This window comes from Nakamurella flavida (genome assembly GCF_030811475.1).
Classification (GTDB): domain Bacteria; phylum Actinomycetota; class Actinomycetes; order Mycobacteriales; family Nakamurellaceae; genus Nakamurella; species Nakamurella flavida.
Genome location: NZ_JAUSQV010000001.1, coordinates 2562975 through 2586882 on the forward strand (window position 1 = coordinate 2562975; position 23908 = coordinate 2586882).

The window sequence follows — 23908 nt, forward strand, 5'->3', positions numbered from 1 at the left end:
GGTCCTGTCATTCTGCTTCGACAGAGTGTGCGCGCGTTCCACGAGCTCACCCAGAACCCCCAGGCCATCGAGGTTCAGCTGTTCGACCTGCTGAAGCACCACACAGGTGCTCGACCATCACCGGGGGAAGTTCGGTCGTGGTCCAAGAGCCTGCCCGTGCTCGCGAACGACCTGATCGACGCTGGACTCCAAGATGTTGAAATCCTCTTGGAGTTCCAGCTCCCGCTGACCAGCAAGCGTGCGGATGCCGTGCTGGCTGGGCGCCACCCGAAGACCGGTCGGCCGTCTTACGTCGTCGTTGAGCTCAAGCAGTGGACGGCGGCCACACCCTGGCCGGACGCGCCAAGTCTGGTAACCGTGCCCGGGATGCCGGGAGGCCCTCGTCAGCACCCCATCGCCCAGGTCCGTCACTACTGCGAATACCTTGCCGACTTCCTCGCGGTCGTGCACGACCAGCCTGACACGATGGCTGGATTCGCTTACCTCCACAACGCATCGCTGGATGTAGCTCAAACACTGTCCACATACCCGCAGGACCAGCGTGGACGACTGTTCTCCGGCGCGCAGCGCGGGGAGCTGATCGACTTTCTTCGGTCGCGTCTTGAGCCGGGAGTACCCGGTGCGCCATACGCCGACATGCTGGCCAAGTCCAAAGTTGGTCCTTCACGCCAGCTTCTCAACGTGGTGGCCGACGAGCTGGCCCACCGCGAACAATTTGTTCTTCTCGATGAGCAACGGGTGGCTGTGGACCTCGTCCTGGCCGAGGTGGAGCGGTCGAGGTCTGGAGACCACAAGACCGTCGTGGTGGTCAGCGGAGGCCCGGGAAGCGGGAAGAGTGTCATCGCTCTCTCGTTGATGGGCGAACTGGCTTCCCGTGGGCGGACCGTGGTGCATGCAACGGGCTCCCGGTCTTTCACCCAAACCCTGAGGACGGTCAGTGGTCAGGGGCGGCAGCGCTCCGGCAGTCTGTTCAAGTACTTCAACTCCTTCATGGAAGCTGAGCGCAACGGGCTCGACGTGCTCATTCTCGACGAAGCCCACCGAATGAGGGCCACCTCGGCCAATCGCTATACCAGAGCCGCACTCCGCACCGGGCGCCCCCAGCTCGACGAGCTCATCCAGGCTGCCCGCGTTCCGGTCTTCCTCCTCGACGAACATCAGGTGGTTCGACCTGGAGAGATGGGGACGGTGGAAGAGATCAAGGCCCACGCCTCGGCTCTCGGTCTCGAGGTTCGTGAGGTCCCGCTAGGTGCCCAATTCAGGAGCGGCGGCAGCGAGCTCTACATCCGCTGGATCGAAGACCTCCTGGGTCTGACGGATCGCGGGCCTTGGAAGTGGGAGGGAGACGACCGCTTCTCGGTCGACACCGTCACTGGCCCTGCCGAGTTGGAAGGCCGCCTGGCCGTCTACCGCGATAACGGCTTCGGTGCCCGGATGACCGCCGGATACTGCTGGTCCTGGAGTGACCCCCGGCCAGACGGCAGTCTTGTTGCCGACGTGATCATCGATGACTGGCGACACCCATGGAACTCACGCAGCGAGCGGCCACTCCCAGGCGCACCACCGTCTGCCCTTTGGGCATCACAACCCGATGGATTCCACCAGGTCGGATGCGTCTACACGGCGCAGGGATTTGAATACGACTGGAACGGTGTGATCTTGGGTCCTGACCTAGTGTGGCGCACCGACAAGTGGGTCAGCCGTCGAGAATACAACAAGGACCCAGACTTCCGGTCCAAGGCGACCGTCACCGATGCCCAATTCGACGGGCTGGTACGAAACGTGTATAAGGTCCTCATGACTCGGGGAATGGTCGGCACCCTGATCTGCAGTGTGGATCCAGAGACCAACGCATTCCTGAAATCGATGATTGGCCCGTCAACACTGCCCGGATGATGAGCGGCAACCAACGATGGATGGTGGAGACGAAGAGAATCGAACTCTCAACCCCCGCCTTGCAAAGGCGGTGCTCTGCCAATTGAGCTACGTCCCCTGGTGACCACGTCGGGCCACAGGATCCCCGGCACATGGAGCCGGGGTGGAGGGTCAGACGGCGGGGCCTGCGGTGGTGGTGGGCAGGTCGTCCGGCTTGACGGTGGGGACGGCCTTGGTGGCCTCTTCCCAGAGGGCGGCCTCGGCGGCGGCTTCGCGCTTGCGCTTCTGCATGAGCAGAACGCCGCCGGCGCCGATCGCGATGAGCAGCAAAGCCTTCTTCATGAGCACGTCCTCACGGCCGATCGGACTTCCCCTGACCCCGCAGCGCTGCGAACACCGCACTGCGAGGGGTACCACCGTGGGCCTGGGAGGACTTGAACCTCCGACCTCTTCCTTATCAGGGAAGCGCTCTAACCGCCTGAGCTACAGGCCCTCGAACAGCACTCACGACGCCCCGGGTCCCGGACTGCAGATCCCACGGCGCCGCGAGGTCTGAGATTACCGCACGCGCCGGACCCACCCAAATCGGTTCCCACAGCCCCGACGTATCAGGCCGCCGCCGCGCCCCTCCGCTCCGGTACCAAGGCTAGGAGGTCCCGTGCAACTGCTCCTGCCCGACGGCTCCGACCAGGCCGCGGACGCGCTCGCCGCCGGCGCCCTCGTTCGAGCGGCTTCGCCACCTATCCTCCGCCCTCGCCGCCCGCGGGGACGACGCGACCATCCGCGCGGTCAACGCCATGAAGGGTCGGCCATCCGGCCAGGTCGGCAGCATCACCGGCCCGCCGGAGCTCACCAGCACCGTCCTGAACCTCGACCGACTGTCGATGAGTCGGGCCACCGCCGACGCGATCATCGCGGCGCTGTTTGCGCTCGGCCCGTTCGGCTTCCGCGCCCCCGCCGCCACCGGCCTGCCGCGCCTGCTGACCAGCACGGGCGGGGACCTGACCACCGCGCAGATCGTCGGCCCCGGCCACGCCTGCCCCAGCAACGCGTTCCTGCGCCGCGCCTGGCAGCAGACCGGGCCGCTGTTCGTCACCTCGGCCAACCAGTCCCGGCACCGCACCGGCGCCGCAGACACCCCGGCGCACTTCCGCGCCGACGGCCTGCCGGAAGACTTCGGCCACGTCCCCCGGTTCGTGCTGCTCGCCCACCCAGACGAAGCCGCCGCGCGCGCCCGGTACCCGCTGCACGAGCCGATGTCCGTGCTGGCTCTGCACCGGGTGACGCAGGAGGCGGGTCGATCGCACCTCACCCTGGAACGCCACGGCTCACTCCCGGTCGAGCACATCCGGGCAGTGCTGGACGAGTTCGGCTTCGGCGTCACCCTCGGCCCGCACGCCCGGACCAGACTTCAGCAGCGGGATTACGGCGTCAGCTGACCCTGCGGATGACCAGCGCGGTGATGTCCTTGGTCCGGGCCTGCTCACCGGCCATCGCCCCGAGCCGCGCGACCACCTCGCCGGCGTCGTTCGAGGATCGGACCATGGCCTCGAGATCGCTCAGGTGCCGCAGCGAGCCGTCCCACAGGCCGAGCAGGCCGTCGGTGAACACCAGCACGGTGTCGCCGATCTCCAGCCACAGGCTGTTCGGGGTGGCGCCCGACCCGTCGACGATGCCGAACGGCAGGTCGCGCGTCGGCAGGTGCCGGTGCCCGCCCCATGCCCGCACCACGACCATCAGGCCCAGGCCCGCGTCCAGGAACTCCAGCCAGCCGTCCCGGTTGAGCCGGGCGTGGAAGAGGGTGGCGTACGAGTCGGTGCGGTGCAGGTCCTTCTCGACCAACGCGCACGCCTCTGTCACCACCGTCGGGAACGGCACGTGCCGGGCCAGCGCCCGCACGGTGGCCCGGACGGTCGCGGCGAGCAGGCCGGCGACCTCACCCTTGTTCATCACGTCGCCGAGGGTGACCTCGATGCCGTCCGGCACCGTCCGCCAGTCGGCGAAGTCGCCGCGCAGGCCGAGCGTGGGCACGGAGAGCTCGGCGAACTGGAACCCGGGAAGCTCCGGCAGATCGGCGGCGGTGAGGGTCTGCTGCACGGCGCTGGCGTGGTCGAGGCGTTCCGCGGTGGACAGCTCCAGCTCGACCCACCGGGCCATCTCCTCGAGCAGGTCGACCTGCGCCGGCCCGAACTCGCGCGGCTGGGTGTCCATCACGCACAGCGCACCGATGCGGTGCCCCCCGGATACCGTCAGCGGGAACCCGGCGTAGAAGCGGAGATGGGGATCGCCGGTCACCAGCGGGCTACCGGAGAAGCGCGGGTCCTCGTCGGCGTCCGCGACGATCAACGCGGTCGGCATCGTGACGGTCGTCCCGCAGAAGGTGTGCGCCCGGGGAGCGTCGGCCACCGCGCCCTGCCCTGACTTGATGAACTGCCGGTCCGCACCGATCAACGAGACCGCGGCGATGGGCATGTCGAAGATCTCCCGGGCCAACCGCGTGATGCGGTCGAAGCGTTCCTCCGGCGGAGTGTCCATCAGGCGCAGCTCCCGCAGGGCGCTCAGCCTGTCCACCTCGACGGCGTTCGCCGGGGTCGACCTGATCGCGTCCAGCTCCATGCCCGTCCTCCCGTCCACCGGACACACAGCGTCCGGGGCATCCGCAGGATCGGCATATGCAGCCAACATCCGTCCGGACCGCTTCTTGGCCGGACGGCACTCCTGCGCGTGGCCCCCACGATACGCAGAGTCATGAGCCCGCGGGGGTCCCGTTCAGGGGACAGCGGGCACGCGCCGGGCACCCAGAGTCAGAAAGGCGACGAATGGCGCCGGGGCCCGCTCGACCGGAGACTCAGGCGGCACGCAACTGGGTGGCACCGGCCACCGAGGGCTGTCGCAGCAGGTCGGCGCTCCGGGCGACCACCTCGGACAGTGACACCTCGAGCGCGGTGGTCAGCGCGGCCAGGATCTCCGACGACGGCTGCTTCATCCCCCGCTCCACCTCGGAGACGAAGGCGACCGACACCCGGGCCGCCCGGGCCACCTGCTGCAGCGTCCGACCCTGGGCGGTGCGCTCCACTCGCAGGACGGAGCCGAGAGCGTGCCGGAAAAGGACGACGGGAGCGGGGGCGGCCGGGTGGACGACAGGGGAATCGACCGCCGGCACGGCGACCAGCGGCACCGGATCGAGCACGGCGATCGCCAGGGCGCGGGCAGGTTCGACCGTCAGCACACCGCGCGCACGTCGAACCATCCTGCTGCCACCTCCGGTCGCGGGCTGCTCCCCGTGCTGTCACGCTACGGGCCCGCTCCCCCGGGCGGGCACCGCGTTTCGCTGATGGCAGACCGGCCCCACCCGATCAGGCCTCCGGCGTGCCGCCGCCGTTGACGAGCCAGGACACCCCGAACCTGTCCACGCACATGCCGAACCAGTCACCCCACGGCGCCTTCTCGAACGGGACGGTCTCCGTCCCCCCGGCGGTGAGCCCCGTCCAGTACCCCCGCAACTCGTCCACGTCGGTCCCGCTCAAGGAGCACGACACGTTGCCGCCGGCCGCGGAGTGCTCCATCGAGGCGGGCGTGTCCGCGCCCATCAGGATCATCCCGCCGGGGGCGACCAACTGGGCGTGCATCACCTTCTCGTTCTCCGCCGGATCCATCCCCATCGGGTAGTCACCGAACTTGCTCATCGTCAGATCGCCGCCGAACACCGACTGGTAGAACTCCATCGCCTCGGCGGCGTTGTCACGGAACGACAGGTACGGGTTCAGGTTGGTCGGCACGGGGATCTCCTTCGTCGAGGACCGATCGGCATCGGCCCGAGCGTGGCAGCGAGCCCGGGTGGGCGCCACCCCCTGAAGACGGCGATGGCCCGTCGAACTCATCGGTCGCCGCGGCCCCGGTATGCCGGACGGGATAGACGGAGACCGACAAGGCAGGCCGGTCGACAGATTTCACCGGAGCCGCGGATTCCTAGCGTTGGTCCCATCACCCCAACCGCTGTCAGGAGCCCGCCATGAGCACCACCTTCCGCCGCCGTCTCGACTCCGTCATCGCCGCCTTCAGGGCCTGCGCCGCCGCCGAGCTCAGGGTGTTCGACCCGATCTCCGAGCTGCTGGCCCCGGTGCCGGTCGAGTACCGCGCGGTTCCCGCCGCCCCCGCCCGCACCGCCACCCGGCTGCCGCTGCGCATCGACGGTCAGGCGCCGGTCGCCGCGGCCGCCTGAGCCGCTGCCGGGCCGGGCACGAGAATCCCCGCCGCGCACAGGACAGCCGGGCACTGCGTCTGCCCGAGCACGCCATGGGCGACGATGGGCGCACCGCCCGACACGTCCGCGATCGCCACCCTGGAGCGCCCATGACCCCGACCCTGCCCGCACTGGCCGACGAACTGGTCGAGGCCGTCCTGCGCAACGACCCGTTCGGCGCCTCGCAGTTCGGCCTGCCGCAGTACGACGCCTTCGCGCCGGACGCGTCCCCGGCGGCCGAGGCGGCCTACCGGGCGGAGCTCACCCGGATCGGCGACGCGGCGGCGGGGATCCTCGCGGACCCGGCGGACACGGTCCTGCAGGCGGCGATCGCGAGCACGGTGCGCGCCGAGCTCAACACCCTGGACGTCGGCGAGGTCGACTTCACCGTCACCGCTCTGCCGCTCTCCGGGCCGCCGGTGTTGTTCAGCACCGCGGCCAGCACCGTCGTCCCCGACGAGCAGTCCGCGCAGGCCTACCTGGCCCGGCTGACCGCGTCCGCGCACTGGATCGACACCGTCACCGACCGGCTGCGGGCCGGGGCCGCCCGCGGGCTGACGCCCGTCCGGTCCCTGGCCGAGAACGCGCTGTCCTGGGCCGACGCCGTGCTCGGCGAGCCGGCGCCCGCCGCGCTCACCGCCCCCGCCGCCCCGCAGGGCTGGGACGGCGCGGAGGCCTGGCGCGCCGAGGTGCACCGCCTCGCCGCGGAGGTCGTCTCCCCCGCGGTCCGGCGCTGGCGGGATCTCGTCGCTCAGGAGCTGCTGCCCGTCGCCCGCGACGACGACCATGCCGGCATCGGCCACCTGCCCGACGGCGAGGCGCGCTACCTGGCCGCCATCGAACGGCACACCACCCTTCCGCTCACCCCGCAGGAGCTGCACGAGACCGGGCTGACCGCCGTCCGCGAGCTCGAGGAGCGCGCACTGGTCCTCGGGGCTCGGATCGGGCTGGACGACCTGCCCGCCATCCGCGCCGCCGTCGCCGCCGGGGCCGACCCCGACCCGGAGGCGGCGATGGAGCGGGCCCGGGTCGCGATCCTGCGGGCGGAGGCGCGGGCCGCGGACGTCATCGATCCGCCGCTGCCCGACCCGTGTGTCGTCTCCCCGATGCCCGACACCGTCGGCCGCTCCGGCATGGCCCCGCACTACACACTGCCCCGCGCCGACGGCAGCCGCCCGGGCACCTACTGGTTCAACACCGTCGTCCCCGGCATGGGCGTCGGCTGGGAACTCGAGGCGGTCGCGTTCCACGAGGCGGTCCCCGGCCACCACCTGCAGCTGGCCCGCGCCCAGGCCGACACCTCCCTGCCGCGGCTGGTCACCCAGACCCTGGTCAACGCGCACGCCGAAGGCTGGGGCCTGTACACCGAACGGTTGGCCGGTGAACTGGGCCTCTACAGCTCCGTCCAGCAGGAGATCGGCGCGGTGTTCATGGAGATGCACCGGGCCGCCCGGCTCGTCGTCGACTCCGGCGTGCACGGCCTGGGCTGGAGCCGGCAGAAGGCCCGCGGCTACCTCGTCGACCACATCCCGGTGTCCCGCGACTTCCTGTTCGCCGAGATGGACCGGTACATCGCCTGGCCCGGGCAGGCCCTGGCCTACCTGGTCGGCCAGCAGGAGATCCTCCGGCTGCGCGACGAGGCCCGCGCCACCCTGGGCGAGAAGTTCACCCTGCAGGGCTTCCACAGCGCGGTGCTGGAATCCGGCTCGCTCCCGCTACCCGCGCTGCAGGTGGTGGTGCGGCGCTGGATCGAAGGCGTCACCGCCGGGGTCTGACCGACGGGTGCAGGACGCTGGGTCAGATGAGGTGGTCGACCTCGGCCGTGCCGGCCAGCAGCGGGCCGACCTGCGCGACGAACGCCTGGTGGGCCGGGTGCACCTGGTAGGCGGCGAGATCCTCCGGGGTGTCGAACTCGGTGAGCAGTACCAGGTCCGCGTTGCGCTCGACGGTGCCCAGGTCGAGCCCGACCTCCAGCCGCCGGATCTGGGGGATCTGCGCGGGCAGGGCCTCCAGCCCGTCCTTGACGGTGGCCGCGGTGGCGGAACGGGCAGCGGCGTCCTCGCCGGCGACGCTGAAGACGACGATGTGTCGGATCACGGGTACTCCTCGGGGATTCGGCGGCCGGGCGGCCGCCGTCCATCTGACCACGCGGCCGCCCGGGAAGAACCCGCTTGGGGAGGCGGCGCCCACCCGCCATGCTGTGCCGATGGACGGCATACCGGTGAGCGGGCGGGTGGTGATCGGCGAGGACGAACTGTCCTGGCGATTCTCCCGCTCCTCCGGGCCGGGCGGGCAGGGCGTCAACACCACCGACTCCCGCGCGGAATTGCGCTGGTGGCCGGCATCGACCGCCGCGCTCAGCGAGTTCCAGCGGGTGCGGGCGCTGGACCGGCTGGCCGACCGCCTGGTCGACGGGGCCGTCGTCGTGGTCGCGTCGGAGTACCGCTCCCAGCACCGCAACCGTGACGCCGCCCGCGACCGGCTGGCCGACATCGTCCGGGCCGCCATCGCTCCCCCGCCTCCGACCCGCCGCCCGACCCGACCGTCCCGGTCCGCCACCCGCCGCCGGGTCGACGACAAGAAGCGGCGCGGGGACATCAAGCGATTGCGCCGCTCCACCGACGACTGATCCGTCCAGCGGGGTTACCGTCGCCGGACATCCCTGCGCAGAACGGCGGCTCAGCCATGAAGATCGGTCTCCACGTCGCGGACTTCACCTTCCCTGGCGGCCCCGCCCAGCTCGCCCAGGACCTCTCCCGTATCGCGCGGACCGTCGACGAGCAGGGCTTCGCCCGGCTCAGCGTGATGGACCACGTCTGGCAGATCTCGATGGTCGGCCCGCCGGAGAACGCGATGCTCGAGGCGTACACGGCTCTCGGCTTCCTGGCCGGCCAGACGTCCCGCGTCGAACTGTGCGCGTGGGTCACCGCCGCGATCTACCGCGAGCCGGGCCTGCTGGCCAAGGCCGTCACCACCCTGGACGTGCTGTCCGGCGGCCGGGCCATGCTCGGAATCGGCGCCGGCTGGAACGAGGAGGAGTGCCGTGGGCTCGGCCTGCCGTTCCCGCCCCTCAAGAAGCGGTTCGAGCGGCTCGAGGAGACCCTGCAGATCTGCCTGCAGATGTGGAGCGGGGACGAGAGCCCCTACCGCGGAAAGCATTACAGCCTCGACCGGACGCTGAACTCCCCGCAGTCGCTCCGCCGGCCGCACCCGCCCATCCTCATCGGCGGCAGCGGCGAGAAGAAGACGCTGCGGATGGTCGCCCAGTACGCGCAGGCCTGCAATCTGTTCGACTCCCCCGAGATCGAACGCAAGCTCGACGTGCTGCGCCAGCACTGCCAGGACCTCGGCCGGCCGTTCGAGGAGATCGAGGTGACCGTGATGGGCGGGCTCGAGGTCGGGCCGAACGGGGAGAAGGTCGACGAGCTGCTCGCCCACCTGCAGGACCTGGCCGCTCTCGGCGTGCAGCACCTGCAGGGCGCCCCGGCGAACTACGCGTCCATCACCCCGCTGGAGATCCTCGGCCAGCACGTCGTCCCGGTGGCGGCCGGCTTCTGACTACCGCTGGGCCAGCCGCAGCGCCGCCGCCTTCGCCTCGGCGTGGGCGGCGGCCAGCTCGGCCTCGGCCCGCGGCAGCTCCGGCGCCATGTCCGGCACGTAGTCGGCCAACGTCAGGTTGGTGGTGATCACCTCGACGTCCATGCCGAGCGCGGTGCCCAGGACGATCTGCAGCACGGGCACGGCGTGGTCGAAACCCTCGGTGGGGCTGCCGACGTCGTACGAGGCGCCCCGGCTGGTCACCACGACCGCCGGGCGGCCGGCCATCGGCAGCGGGTCCACGCCGGTGGTGACGGCCGGGATGTGGATGTGGTCGACCCAGGCCTTCAGCGTGGAGGCCAGGGAATAGTTGTACATCGGCGCCCCGACGAGAACGGCGTCCGCGGCCATCAGCTCGTCGAGGAACATCTGCCGGGTCCGCACCGACGCCTCTGCCGGCTCCTCACCGGACCGCCACATGGCCGCCGGCCAGTGCAACGCGGCGTCGTCGAGATGCGGCGGCGGATCGGCGTGCAGGTCGCGGTACACCACGGTGTGCTCCGGCGAGACCTCCCGCCAGGTGTCGGCGAACGTCGCGGTGATCGCGCGGGACCGGGAGCGGGCCGGGTCCATGGACGAGTCCAGGTGCAGCAGAACGGGCATGCGGGCATCCTCGCACCGCCGTGCGGCCGCCCGCGATCGGCCCGGCCGTCACCTCCGGTCGGTGCGTACCAGCGCGGGCTCGTCGTAGACCACCGATGTGCCCAGCAGCCGGTCCTGCAGGGAGCGGCGGTCCCGGTCGACGACCACCCACAGCAGGCCGATCGGGAAGACCGCGCACAGGCCGGCGCGCAGGCACGCGGTGACCCAACCCGGCCGGCCCCCCTTGGCCCGCAGCCGCGTCCCCATCAGGGCGCCGCCGACGGTGCGGCCGCCCGTCCCCCAGCAGAAGGCCAGGTAGACGGCCGCGATGACCAGGAACGACACCGCGGACACCTCCCACGGCAGGCGCAGCGGCAGGGCCAGCGTGCGTGGATCGAGAACGGCGTCGACCAGGGCAGTGCCCAGCACCAGAGCCCCGCAGATCACCACCGCCATGAGCACGTCGACGACGCCGGCGATGGCCCGCGAGACGATGCCGGCCGGACCGGATCCGTTCATCGCCCGCGACCGACCGGTGGACCGGGGTCGGCCGCTTCGGCTGCCGTGCTCGGAACTGCTGTGTTCAGAACTGGCGTGCTCGGACCGGGCGTCATCGGTTCCGGTCCGCTCGTCGGAATCGGTGCTCACCGGTCGGCCTCCGTGTCCTTCACCGGCGACGACCCGCCATCCGGCCCTTCTTCGCGCGGCTCACCCACCGGTGCGTCCCGGGAACCGGAACGGGAGAACAGCCGACGCATGAAGACGGCGACGGCCTCGTCGGCGCCGCGGCTCTGGGTGCGCAGGGTGGTGACCGCCTCCCCGGACAACGCCCCGGTGGAGCCGCGGATGAGGCCGGCGAGGTCGATCTGGTCGATCACGTCCTCGGCGATGTCCCCGAGGTCGAGCCGGTCGACGATCGCCTCGATGTCGACGGTGGAGATCAGTGGGTCGAGGGCGACGCGGCGGGCCACGGCGTTCACGTCCAGGCGCCCGGCTGCCGCATCGAGATCGACGCGGTCGGCGACGGCGTTCACGTCGACCCGGGCCACGTGCGCGTCGAGGTCGACAGCGCGCACGACGGCGTCCAGGTCGACCCGTTCCAGCACGATGCGGGTCAGGCTCATCCGGTCGAGAATGGCTTCGAGGTCCAGACGAGCGGCGATGCGGTCGACGTCGACCAGTGCCACCACCTCGTCCAGGTCCACCGTGTCGATCAGGGCCTCGATGTCCACGTTGTCGCGCACGACGGCGGTGAGATCGACTTCCTGCAAGGCGATCTCGACGACGGACCGGACCGTGCGGCGGACCAGCTGATCGGTGGCGTCGGCCACGGCGACCTGTGCGCGCTCGACGACCTCGCGGGCGGGACGGGCGGCGTCCCAGGCCCAGGAGGCGATGCGGCGGAACCCGACGGCGCCGCCCACCACGCTGGTACCGACGGGGTCGACGGCCTGCCGCACGATCCAGGACAGGTTCGGCGACCCACCGGGGGCGTGATCACCCCGGTCGTCACCTGCACGCTGCGGCCCTGCGATCACCCCTGCCCCTCCCCGTGCCCGGCCGAATGCCGGCACCCACCGACCGGTGGCCCGACGGTCCAGCGATCATCCTCTCCCACCGACCGGTGCGCCGGAACGGCCCGGCCGTCCCCTCAGTCGACGGCATCCATGACGGGTCGTGTGCGTCCGGCGCGTTTGGCCGAGTACATCGCGCGGTCGGCCCGGACGAGGAGGTCCCGCGCCGAGACGTCCTTTCCCGCGGTCACCCCGACGCTCGCCATCACCGTCAGGACGTGCCCGTCGACGACCACCGGCTCCCGGATCGCCGCCCGGATGCGGCGGGCCAGGGCGTCGAGCTCGGCGGTGGTCCCGACGTCCTCGCACAGCACCACGAACTCGTCACCACCCAGCCGGACCACCAGATCGACGGCGCGGACGGTGACCGACAGCCGGGCGGCGATCTGCCGGAGCAGCTCGTCACCGGCGTCGTGTCCCCACGTGTCGTTGACGGCCTTGAAACCGTCGAGGTCGACGAACAGCACCCCCACCGGGTCCGGGGAACGGCCACCCAGCGCCCGGTTCAGGCGGTCCAGCAGAACCGCCCGATTGGGCAGCCCGGTCAGCACATCGGTGCGCGCGGCCGCGGCCAGCCGTTCCCGCTCGGTCCGTTCGACCGTGACGTCCTGGACCTGAACGAGGACCCGCCCGCGGACCCCGGCGGGGGTCGCGCCGTGCAACGGCACCAGGGACCGGCGGCACCACAGATCCGACCCGTCCGGTCGACAGAACCGCACCTCCGCCTCCGAGACGCGGTCGACACCGTCGGTGGGGTCGGCGGTCAGCAGCGGTGGGCCGGCGGGCCCGGCCAGGACGTCCGCGCCCGCGCGCCCGAGCAGGTCGGCCTCCGGCCGCCCGAGCAGTTCGCACAGGGCCCGGTTGACCTGCTCGATCCGTCCGCCCCCGCCCAGGAGCGCCATGCCCACCGGGGCCAGGATCATCGCAAGCCGGAACATCTCCACGGCCTCGTCGCGCTCCCGCTCCGTCCGGATCCTCGCCGTCACGTCCCGACCCGACGTGGACAGCCCACTCAACACGCCCTGGCGGTCGCGGAGCAGCCGGGCGGTGCTCTCGATCCACCGCCAGGACCCGTCGGCGTGCCGGAACCGCATGGTCACCGAGCCGGGGGGCAGATCCCCGTCCTGTTCGGCGGCCCGGCGCATCGCGTCCACCAGGGGCATGTCATCCGGGTGGACGAGGTCCAGGGCGGGTGTTCCGATCAGCTCGTCGGGCACGTACCCCAGGACGGCCCGGGACGCCGGCGACACCCAGAGGAAGGTGCTGTCCAGGGCCTGCCAGGTGACCATGTCCGACGAGCTCTCGGCCAGGAGTCGGTACTTCCGTTCGGAATCACGCAGTCGGAGGTCCTCGGACTCCCGGGGCCCGAGCGGCCGGAAGACGGTGAGAGCCGACGGCGGCGTGGATCCGGCCACCGTGAGCGACGACGGGACGCTCCGCACGAGCAACCACACGTGTTCGCCGGCCGCGTCCTCGGCCGGCCGATGGATGCCCATCACGGAATCCATCACCGGGGTACCCCGCCGCAGCACCCGCATGGGCGGGTGGTCGTCGGCGGCCAGGGGCCGCCCGTTCCGGTCGACGGCCACCCATCGCGGGTCACCGGAGGTGCGCCCCAGCAGCTGGTCGCGGGTCAGACCGAGCACCACCTCGGCCGCCCGGGTCGCCGCCACGATCGCTCCCGACCGCACCTGCAGGACGACCCCGGCCCCGCCGGTCACCGGGATGCCCAGTTCCGCCGCTGCCTGCTCCAGCCACATGTCCGCCGCGTCCACCATGCACGGATTCTGTTCCCCCGGAGCAGAAGTCCCCGTGAGTGGATCCACCCAGCGGGGACCCGGAACGCCCAGGCCAGGTCGGACGTCGCCGCCTGCCTCACCGTCGCTTCAACCACGCTCGGTGATCATCTCCTCACTGCGGCAGTGGTCGCGGCAGTGGACATCCGCCCTGATCACGCCGTCGAGAGAACCGGAGCCAGCGTGCGCGCACCCGTCATGGCCGTCCTCACCGTCGTCCTCCTCGTCGCCGGCGCCGGCCTCACCGCCGGCACCCTCACCGCCTCCGCGGCCGAGACCTACCGGCCCGCCGCGCCCGCCGGCGTCACCGTCTCCACGGCGGGTCTACCCGCCGGCGCGGCGCGGCTGACCTGGCAGGGTGTGACCGCGGAACCGGGGACGTCCGTGACGGGGTACACCGTCGGTCGCAGTGGCAGCTCCCGGGTGAATCCCGATCCGTGGTCGGCCACCGTGTCCCCGGCGACCCGGTCGTGGGTCTTCCACCAGCTGGTGCCCGGGCAGAACTACCGCTTCTTCGTCGCCGCCGCGGACGACTCCGGACACCGGGCGGGGTCTGCCACCGTGGTCGATTTCCGTTTCCTGCCTGCGGGTTTCGCGGCGGGTACTCCGGAGGCACCGACGATGCCCGCACTGCAGCAGATCTCCCGCGACACCGTGGCTTTGACCTGGCTGGCGCCGGACAGCGACGGCGGCAGCACCGTCACCTCCTACCTGGTGAGCCGCGACGGCACGTCCAGCGTCGGCACCGGCCCGTTCTCCGAGACGATCTCCGGCCCCACCCGGCGCAAGACCTTCACCAAGCTCGTGCCCGGTCGCAGCTACACCTTCACCGTGGTGGCCCGGAACGCCGTGGGCGCCTCGGCAGCCACGTCGGTGCGGTGGACGGTGCCGACCGCGTCGACCCTGCCCGCCGAACCGGTCTACGCGATCGACGAGCGGACGCGGCGCGTCGTCCGTGTCCAGGACGGCGCCGCCCCCGTCACCCTCGGCGGTCCGCTGACCGACCCCGTCGCCCTGGCCGTCGACCGCTCCCGCACGGTCTACGTCGCCGACGCGGCCGGATCGGTGGTGCGCATCCCGGCCGACGGCTCCGCGACCGGCACCGTCGGCGCCGGATGGCAGAGCCCGCAGCAGGTCGAGGTCGACGACCGGGGCAACGTCTTCGTCGTGGACGGCGGCACTCTGACGATGGTGGCCGCCCGGGACGGCCGGTCCCGCGTCCTGGCCACCGGGGTGTCCGGGACGCTCGAGGTCGACGGCAGCGGCCGGGCCACGGTCTTCGGCGAGTTCGTCGCGACCACCTACCCGTCCCGGGGGGACGGCCCGGTCCGCTCGTTCGAGCTCGGCGCCAACCCCGACGACGAATTCGCCTTCGCCTCGGCCGTGGTGGCCCGCACCGGTCAGCTCTGGGCCGAGGGCATCGCCGTCACCAGCGCGACCCGGGCCCACTTCGTCGAGACGTACGTGCCCGGTTCTCCCGACGGCGTCGAGATCGGCCCGCCCGGAGCGAACATCGCCCAGGCCGCGGACGGTGTCGGGACCTACTTCCACATGGTGGACACGGTCTTCTGCCCGCCGATCTCCGAGGCCACCGGGGCGTGCACGCCGGATCCCACCGTCGATCATGTCGACCGCTACGCACCGGGCACGTCCACCGATCCGGTCCGGATCCCGACGTCCGGCCTGACCCTGCCGTTCGAAGGAATGGTCGCCGATCTGCGGGGCAACCTGGTCGTCTCCGACGACGGCGGGCTGTACCGGGTGCCGGCGCAGGGTGGCCCGGCGACGCTGCTTCTGGCCGGGACGTTCTCCGCTCCGGTGCTCGCGTCCGCACCCGTCGCCTGAGTCCGGCCCGAACCGGTCAGCTCGGCACGTTCCGTTCGATGTCGGCCAGCCACACGGTGGCGTTGCCGTCGGAGGGCGCCCGCCAGTCCCCGCGGGGGCTGAGGGATCCGCCCGCGGACACCTTCGGCCCGTTGGGCATCGCGGACCGCTTGAACTGTGCGAAGCCGAAGAAGCGCCGCACGAACACGATGAGCCAGCCGCGGATGGTGGCCAGGTCGTACTCGCGACGGCGTTCGTCGGGGAAGCCCACGGGCCAGTTGCCGGCCGTCACGTCGCCCCAGGCGTGCAGGGCCAGGAAGGCGATCTTGGACGGGCGGAAACCGAACCGCAGCGTGTAGAAGAGGGTGAAGTCCTGCAGCTCGTAGGGCCCGATGGACTTCTCGGTGCTCTGCGGGGCCTCGCCGGCCTTGGCCGGCACCAGTTCCGGGGAGATCTCGGTGCCCAGGATGGCCAGCAGCACCTCGTCGGCCTGGTCGGAGAACGTGCCGGTCTGCGCGACCCACCGGATCAGGTGCTGGATCAGGGTTTTCGGGACGCCGCCGTTGACGTTGTAGTGCGACATCTGGTCGCCCACCCCGTACGTGCTCCAGCCCAGCGCTATCTCCGAGAGGTCGCCGGTGCCGAGCACGATGCCGCCGTGGTGGTTGGCCAGCCGGAACAGGTAGTCGGTGCGCAGGCCGGCCTGCACGTTCTCGAAGGTGACGTCGTAGACCTCCTCGCCGCGGCCGAACGGATGCTCGAGGTCGGTGAGCATCTGCGTGGCCGCGGGCCGGATGTCGAGCTCGGCGGCGGTGACCCCGAGGGCCCGCATGAGAGCCCAGGCGTTGGCCTTGGTGCCGTCACTGGTGGCGAACCCGGGCATGGTGAACGCCAGGATGTCGGTGCGCGCGCGGCCGAGCAGATCCATCGCGCGGGCGGCCACGATGAGCGCGTGCGTGGAGTCGAGCCCGCCGGACACCCCGATGACGACCTTCTGCGTGCCGGTGGCGCGGAGCCGCTGGACGAGCCCGTCGACCTGGATGTTGTAGGCCTCGTAGCAGTCCTGGGCCAGGCGTTCCGGGTCGGCCGGGACGAACGGGAAGCGTTCGATGGGCCGACGCAGGCCCAGATCGGTATCCGGCGCGTCGAGGGTGAACGGGATGCGCCGGTACTCCAGAGCCGGTGTGGCGCGGCGGTTGTCCTCGAAGGTGCCCTGCCGCGCGCGCTCCTGCCGGAGCAGATCGAGGTCGACGTCGGCGATCGTCACCCGGGCGCTGTCGGCGAACCGCTCGCCCTGGGCGAGCAGGGCGCCGTTCTCGAAGACGGACGTCTGCCCGTCCCAGCTGAGGTCGGTGGTCGACTCGCCGTGCCCGGCGGCGGCGTAGAGGTAGGCGGCCAGACACCGCATCGACTGGGTCCGGCACAGCACGCTGCGGGTGTCCGACCGCCCGACGGTGATGGGGCTGCCGGAGAGGTTGAGCAGCACCGTGGCCCCGTTGAGGGCGAGCCCGCTGGACGGCGGGACGGGGACGAACATGTCCTCGCAGATCTCCACCCCCACGGTCAGCCCGGGGACGTCGGACGCCGGGAACAGCAGGTCGAGCCCGAACGGCACGGTGTGCCCGGCGACCGCGATCTCCTGCCCGACGATGCCGTCCCCCGAGGCGAACTGCCGGCGCTCGTAGAACTCCCGGTAGGTCGGCAGGTGCAGCTTGGGGACGACGCCGAGCACGGCGCCGCGGTGGATGACCACCGCGGTGTTGAACAGGCGATCGCGGTGCCGCAGCGGAGCGCCGACCACGATGACGGGCAGCAGGTCGGCGGACGCGGCGATGACCTCGGCCAGCCCGGCGTGCACGACGTCGAGCAGCGCGTCCTGACCGAACAGGTCGTCCAGCGCGTACCCCGTCATCGCGAGCTCGGGCAGTACGGCGACCGCGACCCCCTGCTCGTCGCACTCCCGCGCGACGGCGATGACCTCGGCCGCATTGGCGATGGGGTCGGCGATCCGCACGGTGATGGTGCAGGCCGCGACCCGGGCGAATCCGTGCGCGTAGAGCGAGGCGAACGTCATGGGGGCATCCTCCCAGCCCCGAGGTGGGCCGTGCGCGAGCACACTGGGGTGATGCGCTTCCTCGAGATCGACGGTCTGGGTCCGGTCAGCCGCATCGGGCTGGGTACGTGGCAGTTCGGCTCCCGCGAATGGGGGTACGGCGACACCTACGCCTCGGGCGGGGCGGTGGACATCGTGCGGCGGGCCCGCCAGCTGGGCGTGACGCTCTTCGACACCGCCGAGGTCTACGGACTCGGGAAGAGCGAGCGCATCCTCGGTGAGGCGCTGGGCGCCGACCGCGACCGGGTGGTGGTGGCCAGCAAGGTGTTCCCGGTGGCGCCGTTCCCGGCCGTCGTCCGCAGCCGCGCGAAGGGCAGTGCTGAGCGGCTCCAGCTGACCAAGATCCCGCTGTACCAGATCCACCAGGCCAACCCGCTGGTCCCCGACTCGGTGATCATGCCGGGCATGAAGGCGCTGCTGGACGACGGCACGATCGGCGCGGCCGGGGTCTCCAACTATTCGCTGGACCGCTGGCGCAAGGCCGACGAGGCCCTGGGCCGGCCGGTGGTCAGCAACCAGGTGCAGTTCTCGCTGGCCCACGCCGCACCGCTGGAAGACCTGGTCCCGTTCGCCGAGGCGAACGACCGGATGATCATGGCCTACAGCCCGCTCGCCCAGGGGCTGCTCGGCGGGAAGTACGGCCCGGACAACCGCCCCGGCGGCGTCCGCGCCATGAACCCGCTCTTCGGGACGGAGAACCTCACCCGCATCCAGCCGCTGCTCGACGTGGTGCGCGCGGTCGCCGCCGCGCACGACGCCAAGCCCGCTCAGGTCGCCCTCGCCTGGCTCCTCGCCCTGCCCCAGGTCGTCGTCATCCCCGGCGCCAGCAGTGTCGAGCAGCTCGAGTTCAACGTCGCTGCAGCCGATCTCGAGCTCGGTGCCGATGAGGTCGCCGAGCTCACCGCCGCCGCCCGTGCGTTCACGCCGGTGTCCGCCGTGCAGACGCTGGTCGACGGGGTCACCGAAAAGGTCAAGGACCTGCTGCCGGGGAAGTGAGCGTCGGCAGGGCGATGGGCGTGTTCGCGCCGCGGCTGAGTGAACGCGCCTCTCACCCGGGGCGCGAACGCGGGTGACCGGTCCTAGATCAGCGCCTCGGTGGCCGCATCGGCCTCACCGTCGAAGTACCTCTCCAGCACCGCGGGGAACGCGGCATCCGACGGATCCGCGCGGGCGAACAGCGTCATGCTCGACCCCAGCTTGATCGCGTCGATCCCACCCAGGATCTGCTCGGCCGTCCGCCCTTCCACCGCCAGCAACGCGTCGACGCAGTCGTGCAGCCGGGGGCCGAGGACGGGGTGGGCCAGGTAGGCCCGGGCCTCGTCGACCGACGCCAGCGCGTAGAACACGGCGGTCGAACTCCGCCCGAGGCCGGCGATCTGGGGGAAGACGAACCACATCCAGTGGCTGGTCTTGCTCCCCCGCCGCAACTCGGTCAGCGCCGAGGCGTAGGTGCCGCCGGCGTCCTGCGCGTCGGTGAACCGGCCGAGATCGACGCTCATGACGCGTTCGTCAGTGGCGCCGTATCCAGCAGGATCGCGGCCACGGTGCGGGCCGTCGCGGTCGAGCCGATGCCGCGGTCCATCTTGGCGCCCACCCCGGCGCCGTCGTAGAGCAGGACGAGCTGACCGGCCAGGCCCGCCGGATCGGCGACGCCGACCTCGGTGAGCAGATCGCGGAACAGGTCCCGCAGCCAGCGCCGGTACTCCTCGGCCACCGCCTGCACCGCGGTGCCGGAACGGGCCTCGGCGGCGGCGTTGAGGAACGCACAGCCGCGGAAGGTGCCGGCGGCGAAGGCGCGGGCCTGCCCGTCGAACACGGCCAGCACGCGTTCCCGCGGGTCGGTGATGTCGGCGAGCTCGCGGGTGATCCGGTCCACCCGGGCCTGGTGACGGCCCTGCAGGTAGGCGCGGACCAGCTCGTCCTTGCTGCCGAACGTGCTGTACAGGCTGGCCTTGGCCACCCCGGCGTGCTCGATGATGCGGTCGATGCCGACGGAGTTGACGCCCTCGGCGTAGAAGAGTTCGTCCGCGGCGGCCAGCAGACGATCCCGGGCGGACGGGGCGCGGGCAACGGTGACGGGCGGCATGCGATTGACAATAACAGACAGGTCTGTCTACTCTTCAGCCGGCCAGACAGACCTGTCTGGTCAGCCACGCCCGCCGTCGCGCGTGTCGACACGAGAAGCCCGGGTCCGCCCGGGTCACCGTCAGGAGACCGATGACCCCGTCGACCACCGTGACCGACCGGACGAGCACCACCCCGGCCGTCCGCTCCCCCCGTCGGCTCGGCCACGCCCGGGCGTTCGTCGCCATCGCCGCGATCTTCGTGCTGTTCATGGCCGCATCCAGCGCGCCGTCTCCGCTCTACGTCGTCTACCAGCAGCTGTGGGCGTTCTCCCCGACCACGCTGACCGTCGTCTTCGCCGTCTACGTGGTCGGGCTGGTCTGCTCCCTGCTCACCCTGGGCGCGCTGAGCGACCACATCGGACGCCGCCCCGTCCTCGGTGCGGCCATCGCCCTGGAAGCCGTGTCCCTGGTGCTCTTCTCGGTGGCCGGCAACGTCACGGTGCTGCTCATCGCCCGCGTCCTGCAGGGCATCGCCACCGGCGCCGCGATGACCACCCTGGGCGCCACGCTCATCGACCTGAACCCGCCGCACGCCCCGCGCCGCGCCGGCGTGGTCAACGGCGTGGTTCCGCCGGCCGGGCTGGCCCTCGGCGCCCTGGGCTGCGGGATCCTCGTCCAGTACGGCCCGGCGCCGACCCACCTGGTCTTCGAGCTGCTGCTCGGCGGGATGGTGCTGGCCGCCGTCGCGGTGTGGACCCTCCCGGAGACCTCCGCCCGCCGCCCGGGCGCCCGGCACTCGCTCATCCCCAAACTCGGTGTGCCGCCGCTGATCCGCGGTCACCTGCTCGCCCTGGTGCCGATCCTGCTGGCCAGCTGGGCGCTCGTCGGGCTCTACCTCTCCCTCGGCCCGTCCATCGCGGCCGGTCTGCTCGGCCTGCACAGCCACCTCATCGGCGGGCTCGTCGTCGGGTTGTTCTGCGGTGCCGGCGCACTGACCGCGTTCGTCTTCCGCGCCGCCGACCCGCACCCCATCCAGCTGTGGAGCCCCGCGCTGCTCGCCCTGGGCACCGCGGTGTCCCTGGTCGGCGTGCAGCTGGGCATCGTGTGGCCGGCGATCACCGGCACCGTCATCGCCGGCATCGGATTCGGTGGCGCCGCCCTGACCAGCTTCTCCGCCCTGGTCAAGCTGGCCGCCCCGGAGCAGCGCGGTGAACTGCTCGCCGTCGCACTGGTCATCTCCTACATCGCGTTCAGCGTCCCCGCGGTCGCCGCCGGCCTGGCCAGCACCGCCTGGGGTCTGCACCCCACCGCGGTGGTCTACGCCGCCGCAGTCATCCTGTTCGGCGTGCTGGCCCTGGTCGCGCGGATCGTCCGCGGCCGACGGGTCGCCGCGGAGGCCTGACCCGGACGCGAGGCAGGCATCTTGGAGGGGACGTTCCCCGCCCGGATCCGAGAGGCCCCACCCATGCCCACCCTGGAAGTCGAACCCGGCATCCGCCTCGCCTACACCGATCAGGGCACCGGGCAGCCGCTGGTGTTCGTGCACGGCTTCGGTGGCAGCGGGGACTCCTGGCGTCGCCAGGTCGCCGCGCTCTCCGACCGCTTCCGGGTGATCACCGTCGACCTGCGCGGCCACGGCCGTTCCACCCGGAGCAGCACCCCGGCCGAGTACGGCGCCTTCGTCCACGACCTCCGCGCTCTGTTCACCGAGCTGGACCTGCGCGACGTCACGCTGATCGGCTGGTCCATGGGCGGGCACATCGCGCTGAAGTACGCCCTGGACATCGGCGACCCGGTCACCCGACTCGTGCTCACCGGCAGCGGCCCACGCTTCAAGCCCGAACCGGGGGATCCGCTGGCCGCGGCCGTGCAGGGTGTCGCCGCCCTGCTCGGCGGCATGGGCGGCCGACCCGGCGCCACCCCCGCCGCGACCGGGGAGGCGGACCTGCTCGGCACCCTGGACAAACTGTCCACCCTCGGCCTGCCGCCGCAGATCGCCGCCGGCCTGGGCACGTTCCGCGGCATGGTCGCCGAGGACCTCACCGACCGCCTCCCCACGCTGACCGTCCCGCTGGCCGTGTTCACCGGCCGGCGGGACCCGGTGTGGCCGCCGCGCTCGTCCGAGGCGCTGGTCGCACTGATCCCCGGCGCCGAGCTCCACGTCTTCGAACGCAGCGGGCACGCCGCGTTCGCCGACGAGGCCGATGCCTGGAACGCCGCGCTGCTCCGCTTCATCGCCGCCCACCCGTAGGGACATCCGTCGGCCGGACGCAGGGCCGCCGTGACCGGGCCTAGGCTCGGCGGCGCAACCGCCACGCACGACGAGAGGCCCACCGTGAAGACAGTCCTGGTCACCGGAGCGAGCGCCGGGTTCGGCGCGGAGATCGCCGCCCGCTTCGCCGCGAACGGCGACCGGGTCATCGCCGCGGCCCGCCGGGGTGACCGGCTGGCGGATCTGTCCGACCGGTTCGGGGCGTCGCTGCTCGCGATCGAGCTGGACGTGCGGGACCGGGCTGCGGTCGCGGCGGCGATCGCCGACCTGCCCGCCGAGTTCGCCGACATCGACATCCTGGTCAACAACGCGGGTCTGGCCCGTGGGATCGCCCCCGCCCAGGAGACCGACCTGGACGACTGGGAGGCGATGGTCGACACCAACGTCAAGGGCGTCATGTACCTGACGCACGCGGTCCTGCCCGGCATGGTCGCCCGCGGCCGCGGGCACATCATCGGCATCGGGTCCATCGCCGGCGCCTACGCCTACCCGGGGGGCAACGTCTACGGAGGCACCAAGGCCTTCGTCCAGCAGTTCAACGCGAACCTCCGCACGGACCTATTCGGCACCCCCATCCGGGTCACCACGATCGAGCCCGGCCTGGTCGGCGGCACCGAGTTCTCCACCGTCCGGTTCGACGGCGATCAGGCCCGGGCGAGGTCGATGTACGACGGCACCGAGCCGCTGATGCCCGGCGACATCGCCGAGGCCGTCACCTGGGTGGCCGGACTGCCCGCCCACGTGAACATCAACCGCATCGAGATGATGCCGGTGGTGCAGAGCCCCGGCCCACTGCGGGTGCACCGCCCGAGCTGACCGGGGGACCTCGGGCGACAGGCCTCAGGCCGATTCGCGCACCACGACGGTGATGACGCCCGGGCCCGGCGGGCGGGGGGCGGCCCCGCCGTCCAGCGCGCGGGCGATGGCCTCCGCGGTGTACTCCGCCACCGCCTGCTGGTCGGTGGCCACCGAGGTCAGCGGCGGGGCCGCGTGCCGGGCCAGCGGGATGTCGTCCACCCCGATGACCGCGAGATCCCCCGGTACGTGGAGGTTCTCGGCCCGGGCCGCGGTGAGCAGCTGGAAGGCGACCTCGTCGTTGTAGGCGCACACGGCGGTGACCCCGGCGGCGCGCCAGGCCCGGACGGCCACCCTGGCCCCGTCGTCGGAACCGGTCAGCTCCAGGGTCATCGGCTCGGCCGCCCCTCGGGTGGCACAGCCCGCCCGAACCCCGGCCAACCGGGGCTCGGCGAACCCGAGCAGCCGCTCGTCGGTGGGCCAGGCGTAACCGATCGACCGGTGCCCGGCGTCCAGCAGGTGCTCGGCCTGCAGCCGCCCGATGCCCTGCTGGGCCAGCTCGCCCTGGTGGGGACCGTCGTCGGCCATCAGGACGGAGACGACACCGATTCCGGCGGAACGCATCTCGACGTTCTCCTGCTTGGTGAACCGGTCCAGGCCCAGGACGGCGGCCGGCCCGATCGCCCGCCACAGGTGAGCGGGCAGGAACTCCCCGGCCGACCGGGGGTGGGTGAGGAAGGTCAGGCCGTGCCCGGCGAGCGCGGTGGACAGGTACTGCAGGGTGCGGGCCACCTCCGGCCCGATGGGCCAGTCGGGGAGCAGGCACAGCACGATGTCCGACCGCCCGGCGCGCAGGGTGCGGGCGGCGGCGGACGGCGTGTAACCCAGCCGCGTGGCCGAGGACAGCACCCGTTCGCGGGTGGCGTCGGAGATCTTCTGGTGGGGGGTGTCGTTGAGGACGTAGCTCACCGTGGTGCGGGACACGCCGCACTCCCGGGCGATGTCCGCGCTGGTGACGCGGCGCGGTACGGGCTCGCCGGAGACCATCACACCGTCCTCCTCTTGCCCCGCCCCGCAGGCTGCCCTAGCGTGCTGACACGGACAAGTGACACGTATAAGTAAACCGGAGGTGAGCTCCGGACGCCCGCCGGCGCCCCGGCGCCGCACACCC

At 71.8% G+C, this 23908-nt stretch carries 24 protein-coding genes and 2 tRNA genes; 11 read left to right on the top strand and 15 right to left on the bottom strand.

The window, feature by feature from the left end:
- Positions 1–27 precede the first annotated feature (27 nt).
- Positions 28–1896, top strand: coding sequence for a DUF2075 domain-containing protein (locus J2S58_RS11440; RefSeq protein WP_205258239.1), 1869 nt, complete (start codon positions 28–30; stop codon positions 1894–1896).
- 21 nt (positions 1897–1917) lie between these two features.
- Here J2S58_RS11440 and J2S58_RS11445 read toward each other — a convergent pair.
- From J2S58_RS11445 to J2S58_RS11455, 3 genes are all read right to left on the bottom strand, one after another.
- Positions 1918–1993, bottom strand: a tRNA-Ala gene (locus tag J2S58_RS11445).
- Between the two features lie 53 nt (positions 1994–2046).
- On the bottom strand, positions 2047–2217 hold the full coding sequence (locus tag J2S58_RS11450) for a DLW-39 family protein (RefSeq protein ID WP_205258238.1): 171 nt from the start codon (positions 2215–2217) through the stop codon (positions 2047–2049).
- Between the two features lie 77 nt (positions 2218–2294).
- Positions 2295–2368, bottom strand: a tRNA-Ile gene (locus J2S58_RS11455).
- Between the two features lie 304 nt (positions 2369–2672).
- Between J2S58_RS11455 and J2S58_RS11460 the strand changes: the two genes are divergently transcribed.
- Complete coding sequence (locus J2S58_RS11460) at positions 2673–3314, top strand: hypothetical protein (protein ID WP_205258237.1); 642 nt, start codon at positions 2673–2675, stop codon at positions 3312–3314.
- Here the strand turns inward: J2S58_RS11460 and J2S58_RS11465 are convergent.
- The 3 genes from J2S58_RS11465 to J2S58_RS11475 form a co-directional block, all read right to left on the bottom strand.
- Positions 3307–4491 (bottom strand): PP2C family protein-serine/threonine phosphatase, encoded by a 1185-nt coding sequence (locus J2S58_RS11465; protein WP_205258236.1) that lies wholly within the window; start codon positions 4489–4491, stop codon positions 3307–3309. The two genes, J2S58_RS11460 and J2S58_RS11465, sit on opposite strands and share 8 nt — an antisense overlap.
- Positions 4492–4723: 232 nt before the next feature.
- Positions 4724–5125 carry a helix-turn-helix domain-containing protein gene (locus J2S58_RS11470; RefSeq protein ID WP_205258235.1) on the bottom strand — a complete coding sequence of 134 codons (402 nt, stop codon included), beginning with the start codon at positions 5123–5125 and terminating at the stop codon, positions 4724–4726.
- 106 nt (positions 5126–5231) lie between these two features.
- Positions 5232–5654, bottom strand: coding sequence for a VOC family protein (locus tag J2S58_RS11475; RefSeq protein WP_205258234.1), 423 nt, complete (start codon positions 5652–5654; stop codon positions 5232–5234).
- Positions 5655–5887: 233 nt separating this feature from the next.
- Here J2S58_RS11475 and J2S58_RS11480 point away from each other — a divergent pair, with 233 nt between their 5' ends.
- The gene (locus J2S58_RS11480) at positions 5888–6097 is read left to right on the top strand and encodes a hypothetical protein (protein ID WP_205258233.1); all 210 of its coding nucleotides are present in this window, start codon (positions 5888–5890) and stop codon (positions 6095–6097) included.
- A gap of 131 nt (positions 6098–6228) precedes the next feature.
- Positions 6229–7893: a DUF885 domain-containing protein gene (locus J2S58_RS11485; RefSeq protein ID WP_205258232.1), complete on the top strand. Its 1665-nt coding sequence runs from the start codon at positions 6229–6231 to the stop codon at positions 7891–7893.
- Between the two features lie 22 nt (positions 7894–7915).
- Here the strand turns inward: J2S58_RS11485 and J2S58_RS11490 are convergent, their stop codons facing one another.
- Positions 7916–8215: a Dabb family protein gene (locus tag J2S58_RS11490; RefSeq protein WP_205258231.1), complete on the bottom strand. Its 300-nt coding sequence runs from the start codon at positions 8213–8215 to the stop codon at positions 7916–7918.
- Between the two features lie 109 nt (positions 8216–8324).
- Here J2S58_RS11490 and arfB point away from each other — a divergent pair, with 109 nt between their 5' ends.
- Together arfB and J2S58_RS11500 are read left to right on the top strand one after the other, a co-directional pair.
- Positions 8325–8747, top strand: a complete 423-nt coding sequence (arfB, locus tag J2S58_RS11495) for an alternative ribosome rescue aminoacyl-tRNA hydrolase ArfB (protein WP_205258230.1) — start codon at positions 8325–8327, stop codon at positions 8745–8747.
- 56 nt (positions 8748–8803) lie between these two features.
- Entirely contained in the window at positions 8804–9676 is an 873-nt protein-coding gene (locus J2S58_RS11500) for an LLM class F420-dependent oxidoreductase (protein ID WP_205258229.1), read from the top strand.
- Here the strand turns inward: J2S58_RS11500 and J2S58_RS11505 are convergent, their stop codons facing one another.
- From J2S58_RS11505 to J2S58_RS11520, 4 genes are all read right to left on the bottom strand, one after another.
- Positions 9677–10318: an FMN-dependent NADH-azoreductase gene (locus J2S58_RS11505; RefSeq protein ID WP_205258228.1), complete on the bottom strand. Its 642-nt coding sequence runs from the start codon at positions 10316–10318 to the stop codon at positions 9677–9679.
- A 48-nt stretch (positions 10319–10366) separates the two neighbouring features.
- The gene (locus J2S58_RS11510; RefSeq protein ID WP_205258227.1) at positions 10367–10816 is read right to left on the bottom strand and encodes an RDD family protein; all 450 of its coding nucleotides are present in this window, start codon (positions 10814–10816) and stop codon (positions 10367–10369) included.
- A gap of 125 nt (positions 10817–10941) precedes the next feature.
- Positions 10942–11835 (bottom strand): hypothetical protein, encoded by an 894-nt coding sequence (locus J2S58_RS11515; RefSeq protein ID WP_205258226.1) that lies wholly within the window; start codon positions 11833–11835, stop codon positions 10942–10944.
- A gap of 113 nt (positions 11836–11948) precedes the next feature.
- Positions 11949–13649 (bottom strand): sensor domain-containing protein, encoded by a 1701-nt coding sequence (locus tag J2S58_RS11520; RefSeq protein ID WP_205258225.1) that lies wholly within the window; start codon positions 13647–13649, stop codon positions 11949–11951.
- Positions 13650–13850: 201 nt separating this feature from the next.
- On the opposite strand from J2S58_RS11520, the gene J2S58_RS11525 reads away from it, so the two are divergent.
- On the top strand, positions 13851–15512 hold the full coding sequence (locus J2S58_RS11525; RefSeq protein WP_205258224.1) for a fibronectin type III domain-containing protein: 1662 nt from the start codon (positions 13851–13853) through the stop codon (positions 15510–15512).
- 16 nt (positions 15513–15528) lie between these two features.
- On the opposite strand, the gene J2S58_RS11530 is transcribed toward J2S58_RS11525, so the two are convergent.
- The gene (locus J2S58_RS11530; protein WP_205258223.1) at positions 15529–17565 is read right to left on the bottom strand and encodes an NAD(+) synthase; all 2037 of its coding nucleotides are present in this window, start codon (positions 17563–17565) and stop codon (positions 15529–15531) included.
- Between the two features lie 51 nt (positions 17566–17616).
- Here J2S58_RS11530 and J2S58_RS11535 point away from each other — a divergent pair, with 51 nt between their 5' ends.
- Positions 17617–18600 (top strand): aldo/keto reductase, encoded by a 984-nt coding sequence (locus tag J2S58_RS11535; protein WP_240189375.1) that lies wholly within the window; start codon positions 17617–17619, stop codon positions 18598–18600.
- Positions 18601–18683: 83 nt separating this feature from the next.
- On the opposite strand, the gene J2S58_RS11540 is transcribed toward J2S58_RS11535, so the two are convergent.
- Positions 18684–19103 carry a DUF1810 domain-containing protein gene (locus J2S58_RS11540; protein WP_205258221.1) on the bottom strand — a complete coding sequence of 140 codons (420 nt, stop codon included), beginning with the start codon at positions 19101–19103 and terminating at the stop codon, positions 18684–18686.
- The gene (locus tag J2S58_RS11545; protein ID WP_205258220.1) at positions 19100–19690 is read right to left on the bottom strand and encodes a TetR/AcrR family transcriptional regulator; all 591 of its coding nucleotides are present in this window, start codon (positions 19688–19690) and stop codon (positions 19100–19102) included. Before J2S58_RS11545 ends, J2S58_RS11540 begins: the two co-directional genes overlap by 4 nt.
- Before the next feature lie 131 nt (positions 19691–19821).
- Between J2S58_RS11545 and J2S58_RS11550 the strand changes: the two genes are divergently transcribed.
- The 3 genes from J2S58_RS11550 (at position 19822) to J2S58_RS11560 (ending at position 22758) form a co-directional block, all read left to right on the top strand.
- Positions 19822–21072: an MFS transporter gene (locus tag J2S58_RS11550; RefSeq protein WP_205258219.1), complete on the top strand. Its 1251-nt coding sequence runs from the start codon at positions 19822–19824 to the stop codon at positions 21070–21072.
- Between the two features lie 63 nt (positions 21073–21135).
- Positions 21136–21921, top strand: a complete 786-nt coding sequence (locus J2S58_RS11555) for an alpha/beta fold hydrolase (RefSeq protein WP_205258218.1) — start codon at positions 21136–21138, stop codon at positions 21919–21921.
- An 84-nt stretch (positions 21922–22005) separates the two neighbouring features.
- On the top strand, positions 22006–22758 hold the full coding sequence (locus J2S58_RS11560; protein ID WP_205258217.1) for an SDR family NAD(P)-dependent oxidoreductase: 753 nt from the start codon (positions 22006–22008) through the stop codon (positions 22756–22758).
- Positions 22759–22782: 24 nt separating this feature from the next.
- On the opposite strand, the gene J2S58_RS11565 is transcribed toward J2S58_RS11560, so the two are convergent.
- Entirely contained in the window at positions 22783–23784 is a 1002-nt protein-coding gene (locus J2S58_RS11565; protein ID WP_205258216.1) for a LacI family DNA-binding transcriptional regulator, read from the bottom strand.
- Positions 23785–23908: the final 124 nt, after the last annotated feature.

Bases quoted from the DNA above. Each gene is read 5' to 3' on its own strand.
- J2S58_RS11450 (WP_205258238.1), bottom strand. From the start codon at position 2,217: ATGAAGAAGGCTTTGCTGCTCATCGCGATCGGCGCCGGCGGCGTTCTG.
- J2S58_RS11460 (WP_205258237.1), top strand. From the start codon at position 2,673: ATGAAGGGTCGGCCATCCGGCCAGGTCGGCAGCATCACCGGCCCGCCG.
- J2S58_RS11465 (WP_205258236.1), bottom strand. From the start codon at position 4,491: ATGGAGCTGGACGCGATCAGGTCGACCCCGGCGAACGCCGTCGAGGTG.
- J2S58_RS11470 (WP_205258235.1), bottom strand. From the start codon at position 5,125: ATGGTTCGACGTGCGCGCGGTGTGCTGACGGTCGAACCTGCCCGCGCC.
- J2S58_RS11480 (WP_205258233.1), top strand. From the start codon at position 5,888: ATGAGCACCACCTTCCGCCGCCGTCTCGACTCCGTCATCGCCGCCTTC.
- J2S58_RS11485 (WP_205258232.1), top strand. From the start codon at position 6,229: ATGACCCCGACCCTGCCCGCACTGGCCGACGAACTGGTCGAGGCCGTC.
- arfB (WP_205258230.1), top strand. From the start codon at position 8,325: ATGGACGGCATACCGGTGAGCGGGCGGGTGGTGATCGGCGAGGACGAA.
- J2S58_RS11500 (WP_205258229.1), top strand. From the start codon at position 8,804: ATGAAGATCGGTCTCCACGTCGCGGACTTCACCTTCCCTGGCGGCCCC.
- J2S58_RS11505 (WP_205258228.1), bottom strand. From the start codon at position 10,318: ATGCCCGTTCTGCTGCACCTGGACTCGTCCATGGACCCGGCCCGCTCC.
- J2S58_RS11510 (WP_205258227.1), bottom strand. From the start codon at position 10,816: ATGAACGGATCCGGTCCGGCCGGCATCGTCTCGCGGGCCATCGCCGGC.
- J2S58_RS11520 (WP_205258225.1), bottom strand. From the start codon at position 13,649: ATGGTGGACGCGGCGGACATGTGGCTGGAGCAGGCAGCGGCGGAACTG.
- J2S58_RS11530 (WP_205258223.1), bottom strand. From the start codon at position 17,565: ATGACGTTCGCCTCGCTCTACGCGCACGGATTCGCCCGGGTCGCGGCC.
- J2S58_RS11535 (WP_240189375.1), top strand. From the start codon at position 17,617: ATGCGCTTCCTCGAGATCGACGGTCTGGGTCCGGTCAGCCGCATCGGG.
- J2S58_RS11540 (WP_205258221.1), bottom strand. From the start codon at position 19,103: ATGAGCGTCGATCTCGGCCGGTTCACCGACGCGCAGGACGCCGGCGGC.
- J2S58_RS11545 (WP_205258220.1), bottom strand. From the start codon at position 19,690: ATGCCGCCCGTCACCGTTGCCCGCGCCCCGTCCGCCCGGGATCGTCTG.
- J2S58_RS11550 (WP_205258219.1), top strand. From the start codon at position 19,822: ATGACCCCGTCGACCACCGTGACCGACCGGACGAGCACCACCCCGGCC.
- J2S58_RS11555 (WP_205258218.1), top strand. From the start codon at position 21,136: ATGCCCACCCTGGAAGTCGAACCCGGCATCCGCCTCGCCTACACCGAT.
- J2S58_RS11565 (WP_205258216.1), bottom strand. From the start codon at position 23,784: ATGGTCTCCGGCGAGCCCGTACCGCGCCGCGTCACCAGCGCGGACATC.